Origin of the sequence: Ruegeria sp. HKCCA5763, from assembly GCF_013034545.1 — a bacterium.
GTDB lineage: Bacteria > Pseudomonadota > Alphaproteobacteria > Rhodobacterales > Rhodobacteraceae > Ruegeria.
The window spans coordinates 207,865-231,214 of record NZ_WQGF01000008.1 but is presented as its reverse complement, the minus strand read 5'-3'; the positions used below and the strand labels follow the sequence as shown (position 1 = coordinate 231,214).

The following is a 23,350-nucleotide window of genomic DNA, read 5'->3' as shown; positions in this document are numbered from 1 at the left end:
GTAAAAGCTGCTGCGTGCCCGGTTCGGTCTGTGCATCATAGGGGGATTACGGATCCGCTGATGTTCCCTGAAGGAGTCAATTTCTCCGACCCAGATAGCCTCGGCGACCAGAACCGACAGATCAAGAAATTAGGAGGCAATCTAATGAAAGCTGGGTTCATTTGTTTGTTAGCTGGGTTACTCACGTTGGGTGGTCTGCCTGCTGCTGTGCAAGCAGACGACAAAGACCATTGGGACCGTTCCGTTTTACCGATACCCATGACCGAGTTCCGTGGTCATGCCGGGTTGCGAACCAACGAGTCGACGTTGGATTTTCCAAGACAGGTTACGGCCCCCAAAGGCGCTCCGAACATTCTCCTGATCATGCCGGATGATGTGGGCTTTGGGGCCAGTGTGCCATTCGGCGGGCCGGTTCCGACGGAGGCGTATGAGCGTCTGGCACAGGATGGGCTGCTGTTCACGCAGATGCACACCACGGCACTGTGTTCCCCAACTCGTTCTGCGCTGATCACCGGTCGCAACCACCATTCCAACGCCACCGGTGTGATCATGGAACTGGGAACCGGATTCCCGGGTTACAACTCGCTGATGCCGAAGGAGAACGGCTCCGTTGCCGAAATCCTAAAAGGCAACGGCTACAATACGGCTTGGTACGGTAAGAACCATAATGTGCCGGATTGGCAATCCAGCCAGGCCGGTCCGTTCGATCTGTGGCCAACAGGGCTGGGCTTTGAACAATTCTTCGGCTTCATCGGCGGCGACACCAGCCAGTTCACGCCGGCAATCTTTGAGGGCACCAAACCGGTCGAACCACCGAACACCGAGGACTATCACCTCGACGAGGATATGGCCGACCGTGCGATCAACTATATCCGCGAACAACACGCGCTGGCGCCCGACAAACCCTTCTTTGTCTATTATGCTCCGGGAACGAGCCACGCGCCGCACCATGCGCCGAAAGCATGGATCGACAAGTTCAAAGGTCAGTTTGACATGGGCTGGGATTCCGTCCGCGAGCAGACCCATGCCAACATGCTGGAAATGGGGATCATTCCCCCAGGCACAAAACTGACTGAACGCCCAGCGGATATTCGCGCCTGGGATTCACTGACGACCCAGCAGCAAGAGCTCTACGCCCGTATGATGGAAGTCTACGCAGCCGCGCTGGCGCATATGGATCACCAGATCAACCGGATCCTGGATGCGGTCGAGGATACAGGCGAATTGGACAACACGCTGGTCATCTACCTAATGGGCGACAATGGAGCGAGCGCCGAGGGCAGCCCAGACGGTCTGTTGAACGAGATGACCATGTTCAACGCCATCGAAGTGCCTTTCGAGGACACCTATGCACGGATGGACGAGCTGGGTGGGCCGAATACCTTTGGTCACTTCCCGGTCGGATGGGCGCACGCTATGGATACGCCGTTCCAGTGGACCAAGCAGATCGCCAGCCACTTTGGCGGCACACGCAATAGCATGATCATTCGCTGGCCTGCCAAGATCGAAGGCAAAAGAGAAGTGCGTGACCAGTTCCACCACGTGATCGATATCATGCCGACCATTCTGGAGGCCGCTGGCCTGCCGGCACCGCATTCGATCAATGGTGTGGCGCAATCTCCCATCGAAGGCACCAGCATGATGTATGCATTCAACGATGCCGAAGCCCCATCGACCCGTCGCACGCAGTACTTCGAGATGTTCGGCAACCGTGCCATATACAATGATGGTTGGGTCGCGGCGACTACACCGTTCGACGTTCCTTGGGCCAGTCTGAACAGACCTAGCGATGTAATTAATGACTGGGAGTGGGAACTCTACCACGTGGCCGAGGACTTTTCCCAGTCCAACAACGTGGTGGATCAGTACCCGGAAAAGCTGAAAGAACTACAGATCCTGTTCTACGGCGAGGCGCGAAAATATGATGCCTTCCCGATTGATAGCCAACGCAAGCCGCGACTAGACGTGGCCCTTCGCCCCAGCCTGACTTTGGGTCGCGATACGTTCACGTACTACGACAACATGAAGCGTATACCTGAAGGCACCGCGCCTGATTTCAAAAACAAGTCGCACACGATCACGGCGCATGTCGAGATTGGCGAAGGGGACACTGACGGCATGCTGGTGACTCAAGGCGGTCGTTTTGGTGGATGGGCGCTCTATGTGCTCGACGGCAAGCCGGTCTACACATACAACGTTGCCAATCTCGAGCGGTACAACATCGAAGGCGATGTGCTGGCACCGGGCAAACATGTCATTCGCTACGATTTCGAATACGACGGCGGCGGGCCTGGCAAGGGTGGCACCGGCAAGTTGTTCGTAAATGACACTCTCGTTGGTGAAGGCCGGATCGACCGCACCATGGGTTTCCGCATTTCGCTGGACGAGACCTTTGATGTTGGCTCGGACGCGGGTGAGCCTGTGAGCGAAAGTTACCATGTGCCGTTCGACTTCCCGGGTGGGATCGAAAAGGTTGTGGTCAACCTTGATTTGGGCGGCTGATTGATCAGGCACCCGCCCGAAAGAAATGCATCTCTTGGGCGGGATCTTATTCCTTGGCCAGTCAAACTGGCCAGTTGCCCCTTTGTTGGAGGTTTAGATTATGAAAGCTAAAATCTTATTGCTGGTGTCGGCTCTCACGAGCTTTGCCTTTTTGGGCACACATGCAGTAGCCGAAGAGATGCGGCTGTCTGACATTCAAAGCGATGACGAGTTCTCCGCAGCGATGCCGGTCACGGGATCTGTCGAAACCTTCTTTGGTGATTTTGATCTCGAACACAGTTTTCCAACGGAAGAATCTGCTGCTCGGATTTATGAGTTGATCGACCACCAACGAGCCGCACAGCTGTATCTGTGGGCCTTGCCAATCGTAGCGCAGGAACGGCTTGCCCAGAATTACTTCAACAACTTCGACTTTGACTACGGTGATTTCGTACGGATCGAGTCGTTTAACGAGCGTCGCGGATACCTGACTGCGAACGAAACTACAAACTACGCCTTGGGTCTGCTCAACACTAAGGGTGCCGCGACTGTGCTGGATGTCCCGCCGGGGATCGTCATCGGCATGGTCATCGACATGTGGCAGGAATCTCCGACGGATATTGGCATCTTCGGACCGTTTGAAGGCAAAGGCGGCAAGCACGTCATTGTAGGCCCGAACACGCCACAACACATGCGACCCGACCAGAAAAAGCTTGGCGATGACTTCCAGGTTCACGAGATCGGAACAGACCGGGCCGTCGTTCTGGCTAGAGTGGCCGGAGCGGATGTGGATACAGTGCAGAAAACCTGGAACCAGATTCAGATGTATCGCTACGGTTCCGAACCGGCCACGACGGTTCACCCCGGCGGGGACAAGTTCCTTCCGACGATTCAGCCTCGTGGCATGGCATTCTGGAAAGTCCTGCACGCCGCTATCAACAATGAGCATCTTGCCGAACGAGACCGCCTGTTCATGTATTGGCTGCGGTCTCTTGGCATCGAGAGAGGGAAGCCGTTCGAACCGAACGAACGTCAAACAGCGGCGCTGATGGACGGGGCCAAGGTGGGCGAGATGATGGCCAAGTCCTTCGTGTTCAGCGAACGTCTGGATGGCGTTTTGCGAGAGTTCGACTGGCGCTACGTGCTCGGCGGGGAATGGGGTGACGGAATCAAGTACGATCAAAGCACTCAGAACTTTGACATTTTTGATCCCCGGGCCCGGTATACCTACGAGGCGCAATTGACCTCACCTTCGATGACCGTACCCCGGCCCGGGAAAGCGCAGGGATATGTCGCCAAGTTCGAAGACTCGAATGGAGAGCGGCTCAAGGGCGAACAGCGATATGTTATGCTGTTTGACCGAGAACCAAAGACAGACTTGTTCTGGTCGCTAACGATCTATGATCCTGACACACGTGTTCTTTTGGACAATCGCGGGCTTGAGTCTGGAGATGATGTGACCATCGACAGTCTCGAGCACAAACCGAGAAAGAACGAGGACGGGTCCTTTGCCGTGATGTTGGGGCCGGACGCCGCTCCGAAGGGGTGGGAAACCAACTATGTCCGTACACTACCAGGCCGGGGCTGGTTCCCGTATATCCGGGCGTACGGGGCACATGCCGAGTTCTTTGACGGCACCTACCAATTGCCAAACATCCACCGGGTCGAGAATTTCGACGAATACACGAAGTGATACAAAACTGCCGCCTGCGATAAGGCATCCGCCCGTCGTGGCACCGAAACTCGCGTACTTGAGCAAGAGACGCCACAGGAGAAATGTCACTAAGAAGTCCGAGGAGAATGCTATGAACAGACTGACTTCGAGCCTAGTTTCCTTAGGCCTTGTAGCAGGTTTAGGAACCGCAACTGCCGCACAGGACCGGGAAGAAGGTCTTGGCTACGGTACACTTGATCCCGCTGACGTCGGTGTGAACACCCCAGACTATTCACCTTTTGTCGACCAGCACATGCCTAATCAGGTGTTCTGGGGAGACACCCACCTCCACACGTCGTATTCTATTGATGGCGGTTTTTTTGGAAATACTTTGGATCCAGGCGATGCCTATCGATTTGCCCGTGGTGAAGAAATGGTATCTAGCACTGGTAGCCGCGTTAGGCTTCATCGGCCTCTGGATTGGTTGGTTGTGGCTGACCATGCCGAGTATTTCGGGCTGGCGGACATGCTGGCCAAAGGCGATCCGGTCATTCAAGAAGATCCGGTAACCGCGCGCTGGTACAAGATGCGCCAAAGCGGCGATCCGGATCAGGGAATGCAAGCTTTCTATGAGGTTGTGGACTCCGCTGCCCGACTAGAAAATCTGGTCGAAAACCCTTCGATTCAGCGTACGGCTTGGGATAAATCAACAGCCTACGCTGAACAGTATTATGACCCCGGTGTGTTTACGTCGATCATTGGGTTTGAGTGGTCGTCCTCCTCTAACGGCAACAATCTGCACCGAGTGGTTATGTTCCGCGATGGTGCGGATCGCGCTGGCCAGATTATTCCCTTTGCAACCTTTGATTCGGACGATCCTGAAGACCTTTGGGATTGGATGGAAGCCTACGAGAACAACACAGGAGGGCGTACTCTTGCGGCCGCGCACAATGGCAATTGGGGCACCGGGTTGATGTTTTCTGACAACCGCAACAATGGCGAACCGCTAGATGAATCCTATGCTAGGAAGCGGATGCGCTTTGAACCGATCTACGAGATGACGCAGATCAAGGGGGATGGTGAAACTCATCCGGCCCTCTCGCCAGATGATCGCTGGGCCGATTTTGGCACTTGGGACAAAGGGGACCTTGGTGGGCGCAATCGGATCACGGAAGAGATGTTGCCGCATCAATACGCACGATCTGCCTTACGACTTGGTCTGAGACATGAGGCAACCTTAGGCACCAACCCGTTTAAGTTCGGCATGATTGGTTCGACTGATGCGCATACCTCTTTGGTCACTACCCGCGAGGACAACTTCTTTGGCAAAAACCCTCCGGCTGAACCGGATCCGGGTCGCTGGAGCCATGTCTTCATGAAGGGCGAACTGGAGGGAACCGATTACTACAACTGGGAAACTCTGGCTTCCGGCCTGACCGGTGTCTGGGCTCGCGAGAATACCCGGGAAGCGCTGTTTGACGCGATCAACCGCAAAGAAGTTTACGCCACTACAGGGTCGCGCATAACCGTGCGGGTCTTCGGTGGTTGGGACTTCAAAGTAGACGAGGTGGAACGGCCCGATTTCGCTGAGCGTGGCTATGCCGCAGGTGTGCCGATGGGGGGAGACCTGACAAATGCGCCAGCCGACGAGGCACCAACCTTCATGGTACGCGCCCTGCGTGATCCAGATAATGCGAACCTAGACCGGCTACAGATGGTCAAAGGCTGGCTTAATGCAGATGGGACAACCTCGGAAAAGGTTTACGACATGGCCTGTTCTGACGGTCGTACGATTAGCAATCATGCCTGCGACAGCGATGTTGGCAACACGGTGGATATCGCCAACGCCAGCTATACCAATACCGTTGGTGATCCGATGCTGGCTGTGGTTTGGACCGATCCGGACTTCGATCCTTCCCAGCGCGCCTTTTACTATGTTCGCGTTTTGGAGATCCCCAAGCCGACCTGGCAAGCTCATGACGCGAAGTATTATGGCATCGAAATGGCGCCAGAGGTTCCTATGATCTTGCAGGACAGGGCCTACACCTCGCCGATCTGGTACACCCCTGAAGGTTGAGCGCAAATGGAAGCGTGGGACAGGACCCGCGTTTCCGCCAGGATAGTGATGACAACTCTGTCGAGCCAGCGGCATCAACTTTTCAAACCTCAAAAGGGGAACACTATGAAACTGCGCTATGCGGCTATATTTGTCGGGATTTTCTTTGCATTTGCCTCGACTGCTGCCATCGCTCAGCAACGTCTCAATGTTGTGTTGATGCTGGCCGACAATCTCGGGTTCGGTGATCTCAGTGTTTACAACGGTGGCACCCGGGGCGGGATGCGCACCCCACATATCGACCAGCTTGCCTCCGAGGGCCTGCGACTGACGCAATTCATGGTGGAACCGGGCTGTACTCCGTCGCGGGCGGCATTGCAGACCGGGCAGTATTCCATCCGCAACGGCATGTCCCTGGTGATCGCGCCCGGGGCCGGTGGCGGGTTGCAGGAAGATGACGTCACCTTGGGTGAGTTGTTCAAATCAGTCGGCTATGACACGACCTATGTCGGCAAATGGCACTTGGGTCCGCAGGCTGTCAGCCAGCCACAGAACCAGGGTTTTGATCAATGGCTGGTGGGATTTTCCGGCACGAGCGACAGTTCCGCCTACAGCACAAATATCAAGGCGCTTGGTATGTCGGATGCCGAAGCAGAGGCATACGGTGCGAAGATCATCGAGGCCAGGGGGCCGGGCGAAACCTCCTTTGTGCGGCCCTATGATTTCGAATACCGCAAACAGATCGAAGGTGACATTGCCACTACGGCTGCCGCCTACATCACGGAGCAAGCCAAGGCGGAGGCCCCATTCTTCCTGATGATCGGGTGGACCCGGCCACACTTCCCTAATGACACAACCGACGAATTCATGGGCATGTCTGGCGCTGGCAAATACGGCGACTCGGTTATGGAATTGGACATTCGCACCGGCGAGGTTCTGGCTGCTATCGATCAGGCGGGCATCCGCGACAACACAATGGTAATCTGGATTTCGGACAATGGTGCGACGGTGACCGCAACGTCTTTGGACGAAGTGCATCAGGGCGACAACGGGCCATTCAGAGGGGAATTGGGGGACGCCTACGAAGGCTCAATCCGCACGGCGGGCATGATCCGGTGGCCGGGAGCAGTCGAACCAAGGGTCAGCAACGAGATGTTTGCCATTCACGACTTTTTCCCGACACTTGCCAACTTGATTGGCGCAGATATCCCAACCGACCGCCCCATTGACGGAGTGGACCAATCTGATTTCTTGCTTGGTAACTCGGACACATCGGCCCGCGAAAGTCTTATCACCTTCATCGGCGACCGCATCGCCGCCGTTCGCTGGAGGCAATTCCGTTTTTATCCGTTCGAAGTCGGGGTTACCGAAACCAACCCGGCTGTAGGCGGCTACATGGGTGCGATCACCGATACCGCCGGCTTCCCGCAGATTTTTAACATCGAAGCGGACCCAAAGGAACGAGTGAACTTAGCTCATGCCGGCGCAGGCTGGGCGATGGCGCCTTATCTGCAAATCATCAACACCTATCTCGCCACGCTGAAGGATCACCCCAATCCGTCGCCGCCGAATATGACGGACTTTAGGTAAATCAAACCCACAGCACTAAAACGGCGGCGTTTGTACCCTGTTGGAAAGGAATTGGTATATGACTTCTTCTAGGTATTTTTCAATTTTCAGGGTGTTGGTTCTTGCCACTCTGACTGCATTAGCTCTGCACTCGGAAGAAGCCGCTGCGCAGAACGCAGAAGCACAGGCAAACAACCCGCTGGCCGACATAACGGCGTTCAACATTCAGAACTACTACATCGACGAGTTCACCGGGCCGGGAAACCAATCGGGAAACCAGTTTGTATTGCGCTATGCCAAACCCGTGCAATGGGGGAATTCCAAATGGCTGATCCGCGCCTCGCTGCCGTACAACAGCTTCCCGGTCGGCACCGGGGGATCGACCGTCAATGGGATCGGTGATTTTGACATTTTTGCCGCCTACCAGATAGATACCGGCAACCCGGCAATCAGTTTTGCGGTAGGACCGCAGGTTGTCGCGCCAACGGCGACCGACAATCGGCTGGGATCGGATCAATGGCAGCTGGGCATCGCCAATGTCTATTTCAATGCCACATCGCCCAAGTTCCAGTACGGATACCTGCTGACCTGGCGTGGAGGGGTTGGCGATACAAAAGGCGGGCCCCGTGTCAGCTTGGGCGCCTTCCAGCCTTTTGCCTTCTACCAGTTGGGCAACGGCTGGTACACGGGCGGTGCGCCTATCTGGACATACAACTTCCGCAACAACAACTACTCTGTTCCCCTGGGCATTCGCTTGGGCAAAGTCGTCAAGCGTGACAAGACCGTCTTCAACCTGTTTGTAGAACCGCAATGGTCGGTTCGCGACAAGGGCGCTGGCCAACCAAAGATGCAGGTCTATTTCGCCCTAAACATGCAGTTTCTTTGATCCTCCAAACTTAAAAAAGAGAACTGCTTTGAACCGTCATAAGTGGTCTGTGAAAATCAGACGGCTGGCGAAATTGTATCGGACCACATTGGAAAGATACGAAATTGACGAAGCCCCGGAGTTTGACGGATCAGTTCAAAGCTAAAGTGACGATAGAAACGCTGCGTGGCGTGAAAAACGTGCTAGAGATCACTGCAAGCGTGTTGTCCAGGCGGGACTCGAATAGGTCGAAATGTCAGATGGAGCTTTCCGTTTCGGCATTCTGGGCATTAAATTCAGCGCCCAAAATGAACACGGCCGCCATAAGATACAAAAACACGATAGTCGCCATGATGCCGGAAAGCCCCGCATATGTTGCGCTGTAAGTTGATATATCACGAATGTAGATTGAGAACCCCCAGCCACAATTCCCCCACAATACGAGGGTCACAAAGACCCCAGGGAACACGCGTCTCAAAGGTCTGTGAGTTTGCGGAAGCCAAATGTGGCTAGCCGTGACTAGCAAGGTTAGAAACATAACTGCGATTGTTCCTCTGAGGATTTCGCTCGAAAACAACGCCGAATACAGTTCGGGTGCTGACTCTTCTACAAAGCTGAAAGAAGCTGGTAGTGCGACGGTCAAAAGACCCCCAAGGCTAAGAACGAAAGCTGCAAAAAGTACAAATAGGATGCAGATCAGGCGTGTGTACCACATCGGTCTGGTATCTGTTTCGTAGTATGCGCCTGAGACCGCTTTACGAATGGCGTCAATACCGTTCGAAGCAAAGAAAACGGCGAGGACAGCGCCAAAGGTAATTTTGGTCGTATCGCTTGCTTCCAGAACGGCCAAAATCTCGCGCTCAATTGGTTCCGCCAGGTCGTCAGGCCAAGCTCCAAGTACGAAATCTGCCAATTCCTGCGTGCTGATGTCGGCGTGGAGCTGCCCTGCGAGCGAAAGTGCAAAAATACAGAATGGGAACAAGGCCAGCAGCATTGACAGAGCAATATGACTGCTGTGCGCCCACCCATCGTTGCGGTCAAAGCGAACGGCTGTCGAAACCATCAGATGCAGAATGCGTTTCATGGGATCTATTCGGCCTATCCCTGTGCTGGATCACGCTGTCTCGTCGGGCACCCTTAGGTCCGTATCAACGAAAAAATTTCAGATGCTGTGTCTACGTTGATCGTCTGACCGGACAAAGCAAAGCTTTTTTCTGCGTCTTCAACAAGTTCAGAATAGTCCAGAGCAGCGCGATGGAGGAGCCCCAGACAAGGTGGTTTTTACATCTCCGTGTTGCGCCAATTTTCAGAAATTTCGACTGAACATCCTCAACAGGTTTGTGATTGGCAGACCATGGGTCTGGCTCAGGAGCTTTCCAAAGGACAATATGGACCCAGTGGACAGGATACCAACCAAGTTTTCCATTACACGAACCGAATAGCCATCTCACTTGATCCGGGACACTATTTGGCGTTGCATATTCAGCGTGTCCGCGGGGACAATTTTTGCGCAAGAAGACTTTTTTGCCTTTCTGGGTGGTTCGAACAATTTGGACCTGGCGGGTTGTGGAATGTGTCCTTAGTCAATCGTTAAGTCAGCGTTGGAGGATAAGTCATAATGGCTACTAAAGCCGAGCTTGAGATGGAACTTGCAGCATTGCGTCAGCAACTGGCTGAGCGACCAGAGTTGGTTGCGGCCCCTGAATCGGAAGCCGTGGCAACCGAAGCCAAGGAAGAAGCGGCCGAACCCCCAAACTTGGAAAAGGACATCGCCGATCTCTTGGCCGAGTTCGACGACGTTCCGCACAAAAAGACGATACTGCTTGCGCTTGGAGTGTTTGCTCTGGGTTATTTGATCGGTCGCTCAAGATAGGAGACGGGATATGAACCGAATTTCAAGAAACATCTCAATCGTCCTGCGCTCCGAGCGCCTTATTGCACAGCGTCATCTTGCGGTGCTCCGACGGCAGACCGGCTTGATGGCAGCGGCGGGCATTGCCGCCGGGGTGGGTTTGATCATGCTCAATGTTGCAGCGTTCTTTGCCTTGTCTGACATGATTTCTCGGCCAGCGGCAGCACTGATAGTCGCACTAGTTAACTTGGCGCTTGCCGTTCTTTTGGTAGCGCTTGCCAACAACTCGAAGGTTGCTGAGGAGACCGCCCCTGTGGCCGAGGTTCGCGACATGGCGCTGGAGGACATCGAAGCCGAATTGCGCGTTGCAGCAGAAGAAGCCAGGTCTGCCGCGGATGCGCTCAAGAAGATGGCGCGGGACCCACTCGGGACATTTGCTCCGGGGCTGGCGGGATCGGTTGCCAAAGCTGTGATCAAGAACCTCAAGACTTAAGCGGAGATTGGATAAAATGGTTTGTAGCTCGCTGCTCATTCTTAACCGGAAATCTGCCGCCCGCCCTGACGTCAGAGCGGCGGTCCGGCCTCTGGAAAAGGAACTCGGCATCGAGGTCACTATCCCATGGTCAGGCAAACAGTTGCGCAAGTTGATCCGCAAGCGATTGGCTAAAGGGGCGACTCACTTTGTTGCAGGAGGGGGAGACGGGACGCTCAACGCTGTGACTAGTGCCCTGCTGCGGTGTGATGCGGGGCCGGACGTAACGATGGGGCTTATCCCCCTTGGCACCGCCAACGACTTTGCCAGATCTTACGGTGATGATGGATTGGATCTCACTACATCGCTAAAGCGAGCGACAACGGGTGAGGCAAGGCCGATTGATGTCGGGCTGATCAACGGTCGCCCTTTCGTGAACGTCGCCAGTGGCGGCTTTGGGGCGATGATCACCGCGACGACCCCTAAGGAGGTCAAGAAACATCTGGGCGGTTTGGCCTATACTTTGACTGGTCTGGCGCGGCTTTCGGAACTGAAGCCCACGCAGGCCCGGATTTCTCTAGATGGGTCAGAGCCGCATTCGGCGTCCATTTCCGCCCTCGTCATAGGCAACAACCGTTACGCCGGAGGCGGGTTTGAGGTCACACCTGAAGCTGACATGTTCGACGGGTTGCTCGATCTGGGGGTTTTGACAACCGATGGGCTGCTTCCGGAAAAACTGCCTTTCGGACGCTTGCCGGACTTGACCGACCCGATTGCAGGACTTGTTCAGCGCAGTCGTTTCAAGCAGGCGGTTCTGGAAACCGAAAAGCCGTTTCATTTGAATCTTGATGGGGAACCGATGGTGGATACAACATTCGAAATCTCGGTTCTGCCTCGAAGGCTGAAATTCGCGCTACCTGACGCCTTTTACTGACCGTCAAAGCACCGGTGAGAACAACCTTGCAATCGGGGCACCGACGCGGATGTGCCGGGGTTGTTCCGCCAGTGTTTTGTTCAGAACCAACGACCTTTCAAAGTCCTTTTCCAACATGGAGGCGGTCGCATTGGCAGCACGGCTGTCGAAGAAAACGGCCATCGCCTCGAAATTCAAGCGGAAAGAGCGGTTATCCATATTCGTGGTGCCAATCGCGGCAAGGGTGTCATCCACGACCAGAGCCTTCTGATGCATGAAGCCTGATTGGTATCTCCAGACTTGCACACCAGCCTGCCGAATTTCGTCGAAATAGGCGAAGGCCGTTAGCCAAGGGATTTTGTGGTCGATGACCTCCGGAACCAGAATGCGTACATCAACCCCTTGCAGAGCGGCGTGCTTCAAGACTGTGAGCACATCGGCATCGGGTACAAAATACGGCGAGGCGATCCAGATCCGTTTCTTTGCATTTGCGATGGCCGTGAAAAAGAAAAGGGCGCCGGTTTCCATTTCGTCCCCGGGGCCGGTTGGCACGATCAAGCCGGACATGTTTTCATCCATGTGACCTGCCTCCCAGTTCATGTCCGGAATCAGGATTTCTTCGGTTGCCCAGTGCCAGTCTTCCACAAAAACAAGTTGTAACTGCGAAACGACCGGACCGCGAAGTTCCACATGCGTATCGCGCCAGTCACCGAACTTCGGGTCTCGCCCCATGTATTCGTCTCCAACATTCAACCCACCAGTAAATCCGACCGTTCCGTCCACGACCACAGTCTTGCGGTGATTGCGGAAATTGAGTTGAAACCGGTTTTTCGGCCCCCGCATCTGACTGGGATCCACCACGCGAACGCCGCCCGCACGAAGCTCGTTGAGATAGGTGTTAGGCAATTTGATGCTGCCGACCGGATCGCACATGAACAGAACCGTGACCGAGCGTTTTGCAGCGGCGATCAGGCGGTCCCGCAAAACCCGCCCCAGTTCGTCATCGTGCACGATGTAGAATTGAACCAGAATATAGTTCTGCGCAGCGTCAATGGCCTCAAAGATCGCATCGAATGTCTCGTTCCCGTCAATCAGAATGCGCATGTTGTTGCCACGCACTACAGGGAGTTCCGAAATTCTTTCCAATGCCTCGGAAGGAAACTCGGTGGGAACCTCAGGTGCATGGGCTTCGCGAAAAGTCTTGATGCCCTCGATCACCTCTTCGCTGTTTCGGCGCCCGGTCAGGTATTTACTGAACTTGTGATGACCCAGAAACAGATACAGCGGAACGCCCAGATATGGGGCGGTAACTAGGAAAACAACCCAACCTACGGCGCCTTGAGACGTTCGGGCCGATGAGATCGCCCGCCAAGCGAACCAGATGGCAGTGGCCTCCAGGAGGATCAGCAACAGGATCAGAATTGTAGACACAATTGGGCCCTCTTCAGCTTGCGCCAACTGACCGCAAGGTTTGAGGGTTGGACGTTCGGCGCGGAAAAATCAATTGAGTTTGAGTATGCAACAGTGAGGGAATTCTGCCAATTCTCGGAGCTTTTGCGAGGACATTTTTTTGGTCCGTGTACCCATTTCGGTTTTACCGAAAGTGTTAATCAGGTTCTCCGGAAAGAACTGTAGTATTCGTAAAGAGTTTTGGATGCTATTTTTGAGAACGAAACAAGCTCTGGTTTGGGCTTACTTACTGCCCAGGTCAATGAAGGAAGGTGGTTTCCCAGGTGGAAGAAAGTGATATCCCGTCAATGGACACTTTTGTCGAAGTGCGCGACCGGTTTGATCACTGGCTGGACGGCTTGGACCTGAGCGTTGTCGTTGCCTTGGTGGTCTTCCTTGTGGTTGTCGTCCTCTGTCGGAAGTCTTTGTCCCGCTGGATCATGGCGCTGATTTCGGCCTTACTAAAGCGGTTGTCCATCGATATCTCGGACAGTGTTGTGCAGGAATTGACACGAACGACATCGGTTCTCCTTGTGACCTTTGCCGTCTTTGGGGTTATGGAGGTTTTGAACTTTCCCAGAATGCCCGTCGATCTGTTCAGGCGAATTCTGGCTTCGGTGGCCGTGATTGCTGTGTTTTCCGGTTGGTACAACCTAAGTGGACCTTTTGTATCCCTGCTTCAAAGCGACCGCTTTTCGGACGTCCGAATGGAAACCGGGTGGATGGAGCGCGTTGCCCGTTTTGGCATCCTTCTGTTTGGTATCACCTCCCTTCTGGAAGTCTGGCAGGTCGACATCAGTGCCGCGTTGACCGGGGTTGGTGTGTTGGGGGCCGGGCTGGCCATTGCGACGCAGGACCTGATCCGCAACCTTGTCGCAGGTATGAACAACATGAGCGAGAAGCGCTTTGCAGTCGGGGACGCAATCCAGATCGACGGATCTTTCGTCGGCACGGTCGAGGCCATCGACCTGCGTTCCACCCTTATCCGGGGGTTCGATCAGATTCCCCGCTATGTCCCGAATTCCGAGTTGTCCAATGCGGTTGTTCTCAATTTCTCGCATCGCCACCATCGGCGGGTCATGCTTTCCATACCTTTGGTATTGAGCAGCACCGAGGCTCAGGTCGTGCAAGTTCGGAATGCGTTGCGGGAGCACCTGACGACCAGTGGAGATTTTGAGTTGTCAGAGGATGCTCCGCAACATGTCTATGTCGAAGGACTATCGGACAGCGCCGTAACGCTGATTTTCTATGCTTGGACAATCAACCCTGATTATGACAATTTCCTTCAGGTGAATGAGCGTCTGTCGCTCAAGATCCTTGAGGCAGTACAGGCGGCAAATACAGAGCTTGCCTATCCGACGCAGACGATAAACCTGCACAGCCACGACGCTCTGACAGGTTAGTTTGGAGTTTACCGAACGATCAGTTTTCGTTTTCTGATTTCTGTTCAAACTACCGCTGAACTTCTTTGGTTTCAGTTTCTAGTTCGGATCTGGATATCGTCAGCTTGGCTTTTCGAGCAGCTTCATTGTACGCCTCCGGTTACTACGGTTGCATAAGGTTCGGTAATTGGTTTTTCTTTGTAGCTGAGACAGTCCGCTTTCGTTGTGAGTCGCCTAGTTTGGGTTTGAAATGGACCAGTAAGCCAATTTTATTGTCAGGCTACGCCCCGCGCGTTGGGACAAGTATTGCTGTGCGATTTCGCTTTGCACCCGATTGGTAGCGTGATCAGAATAGAATTGGCATGACCTCGTTTCACAGGGACATGGAAATGTCGTTCTTAAGGCCATATGCGTATCTCACGTAGCCCGCGCCTTCACTGACCAATAGCACACCAGCAACGATGCCGATCAGAAAGACACTGACTTCGGGGTACAGGGCCAGCAAATTGTCTGACGTCAGCACCAATGGGACAGTTTAGGTCGATTTGATAAGAGAGGGTTTCTGGCTCATCGTAACCGCCAAGGAGTGGAGATGAGAAAGAAACCCGGAACCAAGCAGAGCCACGGTGAGAAGGTCGTAAAAGACATCCGCCGCGCGACGCGTAAGCAATATTCAGCAGAAGAGAAGATCAGGATCGTGCTGGACGGCCTGAAGGGCGAAGACAGTATTTCAGAGCTGTGCCGCCGTGAAGGCATTGCCCAGAGCCTCTACTACAGTTGGTCCAAGGAGTTCCTTGAAGCCGGCAAGAAACGTCTGGCAGGCGACACGGCCCGTGCAGCGACATCGACCGAGGTCAAAGATCTGCGCCGTGAGGCCCGCGATCTGAAAGAAGTGGTTGCCGAACAGGCTCTTGAACTGCGGTTGCTCAAAAAAAGCATGATCGCGGATGGGGGCGACGACGAATGAGGTATCCCGCATCCGAAAAACTGGAGATCATCCGCCTCGTCGAAGGTTCGCATCTCCCGACCAAGCGCACTCTGGAAAAGCTGAGCATCCCGAAGACCACCTTCTATCGCTGGTATGACCGGTATCTGTCGGGTGGTCCTGAGGCGCTTGAGGATCGTAGTCCCAAGCAATCACGGGTCTGGAACCGCATTCCGCAGCCGATGCGTGAGAAGATCAAGGACCTGGCTCTGAAGGAAAGCGATCTGTCGCCGCGCGAACTGGCCGTGCAATTCACCGACACGGAAAAGTACTTTGTGTCAGAGGCTTCGGTCTATCGCATCCTTAAGTCTTACGACCTGATCACCAGCCCGGCCTATGTGGTTCTGTCAGCAGCAGATGAGTTCCACGACAAGACGACACGGCCGAACCAGCTCTGGCAGACCGATTTCACCTATCTGAAGGTGATCGGCTGGGGATGGTTCTATCTCAGTACGATCCTGGACGATCACAGCCGTTACATCATCGCCTGGAAGCTTTGCACGACGATGAAGACCGAGGATGTGACCGACACGCTGGACCTGGCACTACAGGCGTCGGGCTGTGATCAGGCAACCGTGCTGCACAAACCGCGCCTGCTCAGCGACAACGGGTCCAGCTACATCTCTGGTGAGCTTGCCGAATGGCTGGAAGATCAGAAAATGGATCATGTTCGAGGCGCGCCATATCACCCACAGACCCAAGGCAAGATCGAGCGCTGGCACCAGACTCTCAAGAACCGCATCTTATTGGAGAACTACTATCTGCCCGGCGACCTTCAGCAGCAGATCGATGCCTTTGTCGATCACTATAACCACCGGCGCTATCACGAGAGCCTGCAAAACCTCACGCCCGCTGATGTCTACTTCGGGCGCGGCCACACCATTCTGAAACAACGAGAAAGGATCAAACGGAAGACAATCGAAACCCGGCGCTTGCTTCACCGCAAATCCGCCGCATAATCAAAACAACCAGATGCGCCAGATCCTCTCTTAGCTCAGGCAGAAATCTGTCCCAATATCCCTGACGACGGACACCTTTCGCATGAGAGCGTGTCTTTGCCGAAGGGCGTCAAAGAATAACCCTTTTGGAGTCGAAGCGACATCTGAGTAGCCTTGCGTCAGTTAGGTATCGTTGTTGGGATTCGATGGATGCAAAGCCACGATGATATAGTTGAGTCGTTCAGCCTTAAAACGCAAAGCTTTGAAGAGCTAAGCGACGCAGTCGTCAACTGGGATCAGGAGTATGACCAGTTGTCGGGCGGTCAATTCGAGGGTGGCCTCAAGCTGGCGCAGGTTAATGAGTCCCAGATCCTCAGAATTCGATGGGGACAAAAAATTCGCTACCGTGGAACAGCCCCAGCTGGGGCTTTTGCCTTTGCTTTGCCGTTCGATCAGCAAGGAGATGCAAACTGGATCGGCCAGAAAGCGGGCGTGGACACAGTTCTCATGCAAGCACCAAACAAGGCCGGCGATCTGATTTCCTCCAATTTCTACGACGCGCTGGTGCTCGGAGTTCCTGAAAACGACGTGTTCCGGATTTCATCGGCGCTATCTGGGAAAGGCGAAATCAGTGGCAACTTGCATGGGGCCTCAACCCTTTCGACGGCAGGTGCAGCTTCTTTACGCCATCAGGGACAATCGCTCATTGACCGGGCTATCTCAGATTTTTCCGACGACAGAGCCGCTCTTAAGCGTCTCTCCGATCAGTTTATCAAGTTGTTCCTTTGGGAGCTGGTGAAGTCAAATGGCGGCGGCCTAAAGGAACACCGGGTTTCCAGACCGGCCAGACTGGTGGGGGACGCAACAGATCTGGTTCTATCCGACGTGACCGGAAACATAGGATTGACCACTCTTTGCGCTCATTATGGTGTCAGCCTTAGGACACTTCACTATGCATTCAAAGATGTCACGGGCCTTTCAGCTGCGACCTGGCTGCGACGCATGAGGCTCAATAGAGTGCATCGCGAACTGCAAGGCGCGATCTCGAATGGGGCTACAATAGGCAGCGTGGCCGCGACTTACGGCTTTCACCATCAAGGGCATTTCACGAACCAATACAAGCGGCTGTTCGGCTGCCTGCCATCGGAAACACTGCATCGCAATTAGACGGAAGTTTAGTCTCAAAAACCCAGTCTCAAGAGATGTTTGCAGATTTTGGATAAGAATGATGCGTGATTTTGACAGCCAAAGAGGCCACCATTGTCGAGTAGTCTGATGGTTGCGCAGCGGCGCCTTCAGCCACAAGAATTCCGATCAAATTTTTTAGGAGAGATACATGAAACTTCTTACCAATCATTTATCGGCGGCAATTGCCCTCAGCCTCATTGCGGCGGGCGCCAGCGCCTCCAAGGCCCATGCAAATGAGGACACTGTCTCAACGGAGCTTCCGCCATTGATGCAGCAAATCAACAATGGCAACTGGCTTGAGGAGTCTGAGGCGCAGAAATTGGTAGACGAACTCTACTATCATAGAGCGATTCAGGCCTACTACGACATGTTACCGGCAATGAACACCATTGGCCTGCGCGATGGGTCTGAGGCAGTGTTTGGAGCGGGCTACAACGTCATTCCGATCTGGAAAGAAAGAATGGACTCCCGCGCATGGGTTCCGACACCTAACGCTGACGTTATTTATTCAATGGGTTACGCAGATCTCAAAGAAACCGGCCCATTGGTTGTTGCGGCTCCACCCAATACAGTGAGCATGCTCACAGATTTCTTCCAAGTAACGTTGACGGACGTAGGCGCCGCTGGTCCAGATGGCGGAAAAGGCGGACTGTATCTCCTTCTTCCACCCAACTACGATGGCCCGGTTCCGAATGGCGGGTATTACACGTTCGAGTCTCCGACATACAACGTGTTTATCTTCTTTCGCACAATCATGAAGCAGGGTGATGGTGGTCCAGATCCCTCCGAGGCGGTCGCGACGGCGGAACAAATTCGTATTTACCCACTTTGGGAAGTGGAGAAGGATATTCCGGCAATGGAGTTCCCGAACGCCTCGGGCAAGCGCCTCAACATGATGTATGAAACCGATTTCGACTTTTGGACGAAAATGAAAGAGTTCGTGGACCATGAGCCTTACTCGGCCATTCCGCCGGCTACTCGCGGTGTTTTGGCTTCCCTCGGCATCAAGAAGGGTGAGCCATTTAATCCAACTGCCAAGCAAATGGAATCCTTGAACAAGGCGATGGAAGTTGCACCAAAGATGATCTTTGCCTCCAGGCAGGTCGGTCGACCGGATGGCCGTAACTTCTATTACTATGACAGACAGTATGAACGCGTTTGGTCTGGAGCTACCGCCGAGTTTATGCAGGACGGCTACCTCGACATCGACCAAAGGGCTGCCTTTATGCAATTTGCATACAGCACGTCACCAGCAATGGTTAAACGCGTTATCAATGGTGGTGCAAAATATCCGGTTACTGCCAGAGACGCGGACGGCGAATTCTTGAATGGTAGCCACCACTACAAGCTACATCTGCCGGCGGGTATTCCGGCGAAGCTGTTCTGGGCAGTAACGCTCTACAACGTAACCGATGGGACGATGCCGGAAACTGACCAGTTCATGCCGTCTATCAATCAATTCAACGATTACGAGAAGAATGATGATGGTTCGGTTGATCTCTACTTCGGTCCGACGCTGCCAGACGGCGCTCCTGAGTCCAATTTCATCAAGACCGTTGAGGGAAGAAACTTCCTGACAGCTGTGCGACTGTTTGGAACGGGTATCGAGTTCTTCGACCAAACTTGGAAACCCGACGATGTTGCGAAAATTGACTAATTTTCAAATCGTTGGATAAAAAAGTTCTGAAAGCCCGCAGGGAACTGTGGGCTTCCTGGACAACTGTGATCGCAGCGCACCAAGGAATCTGACCTTTCACAATCGCGAAGTATCTATTGCTCTCGTGGCAACCGGCAGAAAAGCAATTCCTCGTCGAATCCACAACATTTTGTAGCTTTCTGAAGTTGACCACAAAATGACACCCCCAACGAGGCGTCGGGGGCACAACTTAAGTGAACGGCTGGGGACTTACCCCCCCTATTTCTGTTTAACGGAAATAGGGGGGGGTAAGTCAGGGTATGTCCCTCTCCCAAAACCCATTTCTTAATCTTTCGTTAACCTTTGATCCTAGAAATCCAGTTCCTTCGCTCTGAATCCGCCCGAATTTCAGCCGGTCCCAGGAAACCTCCCAGCTTTAATTCTGGCGAAACCCAGATGTCCGAGTGTGCGCGTGCCGGCAATCCCGCCGGCCAACAGCAAGAGCCGCCGGGCCGGAGAATGTGCAGTGACCAACGAAAGACCTATTTCAGCACCAATTCATTTTGATCGCTTTCCGTCCTGCGGATCCAAGAGCAGTCAATTTGAAACAGAAAACACATTCCGAAGAATACCAGCCTGCCAAATTCACAATATTGGAAGCCCGGCCAGGACGTATTCAAACAAAACGATTTCATGAAGGTGGCGTAGACAACTCGAGCCGGGCACGAAACTTCACATTTGAAGAGCGAGAAGTTTCGGATTTTGAAGACCTTCTTGCCCTAATCTCCGAACTCTCTCAATCAGTGCAAAAGGTTGCGGTGTCTGGATCTGTGAAGGAAGAGGTCCGCCATCACAAAAAAATCCGCCGTTTGGCCAAACCACGAAATGGCGCGAATCCAACTCTCGAAGACCTTGGCTGCTCCTGGCTACATTTCGACATCGATGATGTTGAACGCCCAGATCACCTGGACTGGGGAGATCCGCAGGCCCTGGCCGAATGGACCTGGCGCAATATCTGCCATGGATTGCCTGCGCTCAAGGATCTCTCGGTTGTCTGGCAAGCATCCTCGAGTGCTGCGACTGCCGGCAAAGACCATCTGGCCAAATTCCATTTCTACTGCCTTGCAGATCGCCCCCTCCTTGCACATGAGCGGCACCACCTTTTTGAACAGGTTGGCAGCGACGAAAGTCTGGCTCGGATTGCACAGCCAAACTACATCGCAGCCCCGGTATTTGACGGGGTTCCCGATCCATTGGAAGGAACGCCAAGGATTGGGATCATAAGGAAAGAGCAAGAAAGACTGGACACGAGTTCGATAGCGTTTCCAAAAGAAGTGAAGAGAAGCAAACGCCAGACAAGGAATGGAAAGCCTTCCAAATCCTTGCCTTCGAAGGCCAATTCTTCTTCAGCAAAGACAATCACTACCAAGACAGGCGAAGCGCAGCTTTCGAAATCCTGTGCCAAGCTTGCCAGAGGAACGGATCGGAACACATCCATCTATAATGAATCCCAACTCATCGGAGGGTTTGTCAGTGCTGGCGAAATCTGTGAAGCCGAAGCGCTTGAAAGGCTTCTGAAGGCCGCCCACCAAACCGGGCACGACCGATATGAGGAAGCCGTAAGAAACGGGCTTCGGGATGGCCTGGCGCGTCCAATAGGTGGGGCCTCAGATGCGGAGGAACCCGCCCCCTATTATCCGCATAGCGCGATCCCAAAAGACCAAGCCATCGCAATGCATGCCAAGACTATTGAGGTCTGGGGAAACGAAGCTTTGGCATTTCTTCGCAAGCAAAGCCCAGGCAACCCTTCGCAAGGCAAAGATAGTCCACCCCGTGTTTTGCTTTCCGGGGCGCAGGGGGTTGGCAAAACCGCTGCCCTAGTTGGCCGCAATAGGCGGCCTGGCTTTCTACACAGCACTGAAGGCTTGGTGTCATTGATGCTTTTGCCAGATCACGAGAAGGTAGAAGAAGCCTTCAATGACTATAAGAGAAATGCACCCGCATCGGCTCCGCCAGCCATTTCCCTCAAGGGGCGCAATCGACCCGATCCAGAGGCCGACAATGACACCGTCAAAATGTGCCGGATCTATCCAACGGCGAGGAAGTTGTCGGAGCTTGGCTTTTCGATCCGATCCACCCTCTGCAAGAAATGCCCTTTTCAGATGGATTGTGGCTATCTCCGTCAGGAAGCTGACATCAAAGCACAGCTGAAGACCAAAGCTGGCTTGGTGATCTTTGCCCCGCATGAATACGGTCATCTTCCTTTGCCAGCAGAAACTTTGCCAGATCTTACCGTTTTTGATGAGCGGCCGCGCGATTTTGGGAAGGAAGAAGCCCATGTGTCGCTCATTGAGCTGACTGAAACTCTTCTGCCGCCTGCTAAAAACCAAAACCAACGAGGCGTTGAAATCGGGGATGCCATCGTCCTGCAAGATCAGGCGATTTCTCCAGTGAAGTCAGCCCTGCTGGCTGTGGCTGGAACCGGAGCGGGTGTTCAAATGGAGCGACTGCGCGATCTGGGCGTCTCACCTGAGCTGTTGCGAACCGCCATCAGGCATCTGGAGGAGCTAAAAACTGGCAATACGAACCGGGCTCTAAGGCCTCTTTTCGCATGCAAGGATGACACCATCGGTGAGGCCCAGCTTGGTGTCATCGGCAGTCGCCTTAATAGTAGCAAGGCCAGCCACGCAAGGCGTCTTCAGATGCTATGCGAATGCCTGCTGGCCGATATGGAAAGCGGTTTGGCCACCTCAAGTGCCGTGTTTGCTGATGTCGAAAGAGCGCGTCCGGCGCAGCATCAGGCAGGCTATACTGCGGTTCGCCTGCGCAATCTGAAAAATATCACCGGACGCCCGTTTTTGTATCTGGATGGCACAGCAAATGCTGATCTGTCTCGTCTGCTGTTCGGCTCGGATTTGGAAACGCATCACTACCCGGTGGAACGAAACGCAAAGGTCATGCAAATTTTGGGCTGCAATTTTTCCAAGCGCAGGTTGAGCCTGAAAGCACAGGAGAAACAGCGCACTTACGGAAGTATTAGAACGCAAAACGATACACTGCGTGACTTTGTAAATGGCGTGGTTGCGCGATACCCGAGTGCCGCTGTGTTCGGGACAAAAGACGTGATTGCTTCCTTGGATTTTGACCGCCCCGGACGGGCTGGCCACTTCGGCAAGCTCAGGGGTCAGAACAAGTGGGAAGCGTTTAACCAGGCTATCGTCATTGGTCGCGAACAACCTGGGCATTTGGATGTCGAACGCATTGCCAGAGCCTATGCCTCCGCAGCGGGAGAAGAATTCCAGCCGGGTGACTACGTCAAGCAACGCCGCGGCATCAGAGTGAAAAAAGGCAGCCATTCAATAGATGTATTTGCACATCGTGACCCTTGGGGAGACCGCATTCTGCAACAGATACGCGAAGCCGAGATCGAGCAGGCAATGGATCGTGTCAGACTAATCCACAATACCCAGCCAAAGGAGGTCTTCTTGATGTCACCCGTGGTGGCGAACGTAACCGTAGGTAGGATCGTAGAATGGCTGGATTTCAAGAAGGGAGGCAGCAAGGTTGACAAGGCCATTGCGAAATACGGGCTGATTTTCCAGTCACCGGCCGATTGCAACCGGTACATGCCTGAGTTCTGGCGGTCCAGACAAGTTGCCGCCACCGACAAAAACCGCGCGAAGCTTCTGTCAAAAGATCCATGTAGTATAGAACCATATGGGGGATTTGACGGTGAGAGCCTCCCTCTCCGTATCGAGTTCTGGCCAACGGTTGAGGCGGGCAAGAAGCCACCAAGCAAAGAGGCCTTGGTGTTTGCCCCGGAAAGTCAGGTGCGGGAAAAACTGGAGCGGTTCCTGAAGATCTCAGAGTTCCGCGTTCTCAACTTGTAGGACTCCAAAGAAACCGCCAT

At 53.9% G+C, this 23,350-nt stretch carries 16 protein-coding genes; 13 read left to right on the top strand and 3 right to left on the bottom strand.

Annotated elements, in window-relative coordinates:
* The first annotated feature begins 144 nt into the window (after positions 1-144).
* The 5 genes from GOV89_RS15225 (at position 145) to GOV89_RS15205 (ending at position 8,646) form a co-directional block, all read left to right on the top strand.
* Entirely contained in the window at positions 145-2,502 is a 2,358-nt protein-coding gene (locus tag GOV89_RS15225) for an arylsulfatase (RefSeq protein WP_170469315.1), read from the top strand.
* A 100-nt stretch (positions 2,503-2,602) separates the two neighbouring features.
* Positions 2,603-4,174 carry a DUF1214 domain-containing protein gene (locus GOV89_RS15220; protein WP_171238513.1) on the top strand — a complete coding sequence of 524 codons (1,572 nt, stop codon included), beginning with the start codon at positions 2,603-2,605 and terminating at the stop codon, positions 4,172-4,174.
* 112 nt (positions 4,175-4,286) lie between these two features.
* Positions 4,287-6,212 (top strand): DUF3604 domain-containing protein, encoded by a 1,926-nt coding sequence (locus tag GOV89_RS15215; protein WP_170469321.1) that lies wholly within the window; start codon positions 4,287-4,289, stop codon positions 6,210-6,212.
* Positions 6,213-6,317: 105 nt separating this feature from the next.
* A complete protein-coding gene (locus GOV89_RS15210) occupies positions 6,318-7,781 on the top strand; it encodes a sulfatase-like hydrolase/transferase (protein WP_170469324.1) in 1,464 nt (487 codons plus the stop codon).
* Between the two features lie 58 nt (positions 7,782-7,839).
* Positions 7,840-8,646 (top strand): hypothetical protein, encoded by an 807-nt coding sequence (locus GOV89_RS15205; protein WP_170469327.1) that lies wholly within the window; start codon positions 7,840-7,842, stop codon positions 8,644-8,646.
* 235 nt (positions 8,647-8,881) lie between these two features.
* Here GOV89_RS15205 and GOV89_RS15200 read toward each other — a convergent pair whose 3' ends face one another.
* The gene (locus GOV89_RS15200) at positions 8,882-9,709 is read right to left on the bottom strand and encodes a YihY/virulence factor BrkB family protein (RefSeq protein ID WP_170486473.1); all 828 of its coding nucleotides are present in this window, start codon (positions 9,707-9,709) and stop codon (positions 8,882-8,884) included.
* A gap of 534 nt (positions 9,710-10,243) precedes the next feature.
* Between GOV89_RS15200 and GOV89_RS15195 the strand changes: the two genes are divergently transcribed.
* The 3 genes from GOV89_RS15195 to GOV89_RS15185 are packed head-to-tail and all read left to right on the top strand — an operon-like array spanning position 10,244 to position 11,883.
* Positions 10,244-10,498, top strand: coding sequence for a hypothetical protein (locus tag GOV89_RS15195; RefSeq protein ID WP_170486474.1), 255 nt, complete (start codon positions 10,244-10,246; stop codon positions 10,496-10,498).
* Between the two features lie 10 nt (positions 10,499-10,508).
* Positions 10,509-10,970 (top strand): phage holin family protein, encoded by a 462-nt coding sequence (locus GOV89_RS15190; protein ID WP_170486475.1) that lies wholly within the window; start codon positions 10,509-10,511, stop codon positions 10,968-10,970.
* Positions 10,971-10,986: 16 nt separating this feature from the next.
* On the top strand, positions 10,987-11,883 hold the full coding sequence (locus GOV89_RS15185) for a YegS/Rv2252/BmrU family lipid kinase (protein ID WP_170486476.1): 897 nt from the start codon (positions 10,987-10,989) through the stop codon (positions 11,881-11,883).
* A 3-nt stretch (positions 11,884-11,886) separates the two neighbouring features.
* Here GOV89_RS15185 and cls read toward each other — a convergent pair whose 3' ends face one another.
* On the bottom strand, positions 11,887-13,293 hold the full coding sequence (cls, locus tag GOV89_RS15180) for a cardiolipin synthase (protein WP_170486477.1): 1,407 nt from the start codon (positions 13,291-13,293) through the stop codon (positions 11,887-11,889).
* Between the two features lie 302 nt (positions 13,294-13,595).
* Between cls and GOV89_RS23085 the strand changes: the two genes are divergently transcribed.
* On the top strand, positions 13,596-14,714 hold the full coding sequence (locus GOV89_RS23085) for a mechanosensitive ion channel family protein (protein WP_170486478.1): 1,119 nt from the start codon (positions 13,596-13,598) through the stop codon (positions 14,712-14,714).
* A 352-nt stretch (positions 14,715-15,066) separates the two neighbouring features.
* Here GOV89_RS23085 and GOV89_RS15170 read toward each other — a convergent pair whose 3' ends face one another.
* Positions 15,067-15,216, bottom strand: a complete 150-nt coding sequence (locus tag GOV89_RS15170; protein ID WP_170486479.1) for a hypothetical protein — start codon at positions 15,214-15,216, stop codon at positions 15,067-15,069.
* 69 nt (positions 15,217-15,285) lie between these two features.
* Here GOV89_RS15170 and GOV89_RS15165 point away from each other — a divergent pair.
* The 4 genes from GOV89_RS15165 to GOV89_RS15150 all read left to right on the top strand — a co-directional run bounded on the left by GOV89_RS15165 (position 15,286) and on the right by GOV89_RS15150 (position 23,330).
* Positions 15,286-16,637 (top strand): IS3 family transposase gene (locus tag GOV89_RS15165; RefSeq protein ID WP_170486480.1). Its coding sequence is split into 2 segments (ribosomal slippage): positions 15,286-15,622 and positions 15,622-16,637, totalling 1,353 coding nucleotides; the frame shifts between segments, so codons are not numbered across the junction.
* 189 nt (positions 16,638-16,826) lie between these two features.
* Positions 16,827-17,783, top strand: a complete 957-nt coding sequence (locus GOV89_RS15160; RefSeq protein ID WP_170352519.1) for a helix-turn-helix domain-containing protein — start codon at positions 16,827-16,829, stop codon at positions 17,781-17,783.
* A gap of 169 nt (positions 17,784-17,952) precedes the next feature.
* Positions 17,953-19,461, top strand: a complete 1,509-nt coding sequence (locus GOV89_RS15155) for a DUF1254 domain-containing protein (protein WP_170352520.1) — start codon at positions 17,953-17,955, stop codon at positions 19,459-19,461.
* Positions 19,462-20,258: 797 nt separating this feature from the next.
* The gene (locus GOV89_RS15150; protein WP_171238512.1) at positions 20,259-23,330 is read left to right on the top strand and encodes a hypothetical protein; all 3,072 of its coding nucleotides are present in this window, start codon (positions 20,259-20,261) and stop codon (positions 23,328-23,330) included.
* The last annotated feature ends 20 nt before the right edge of the window (positions 23,331-23,350 follow it).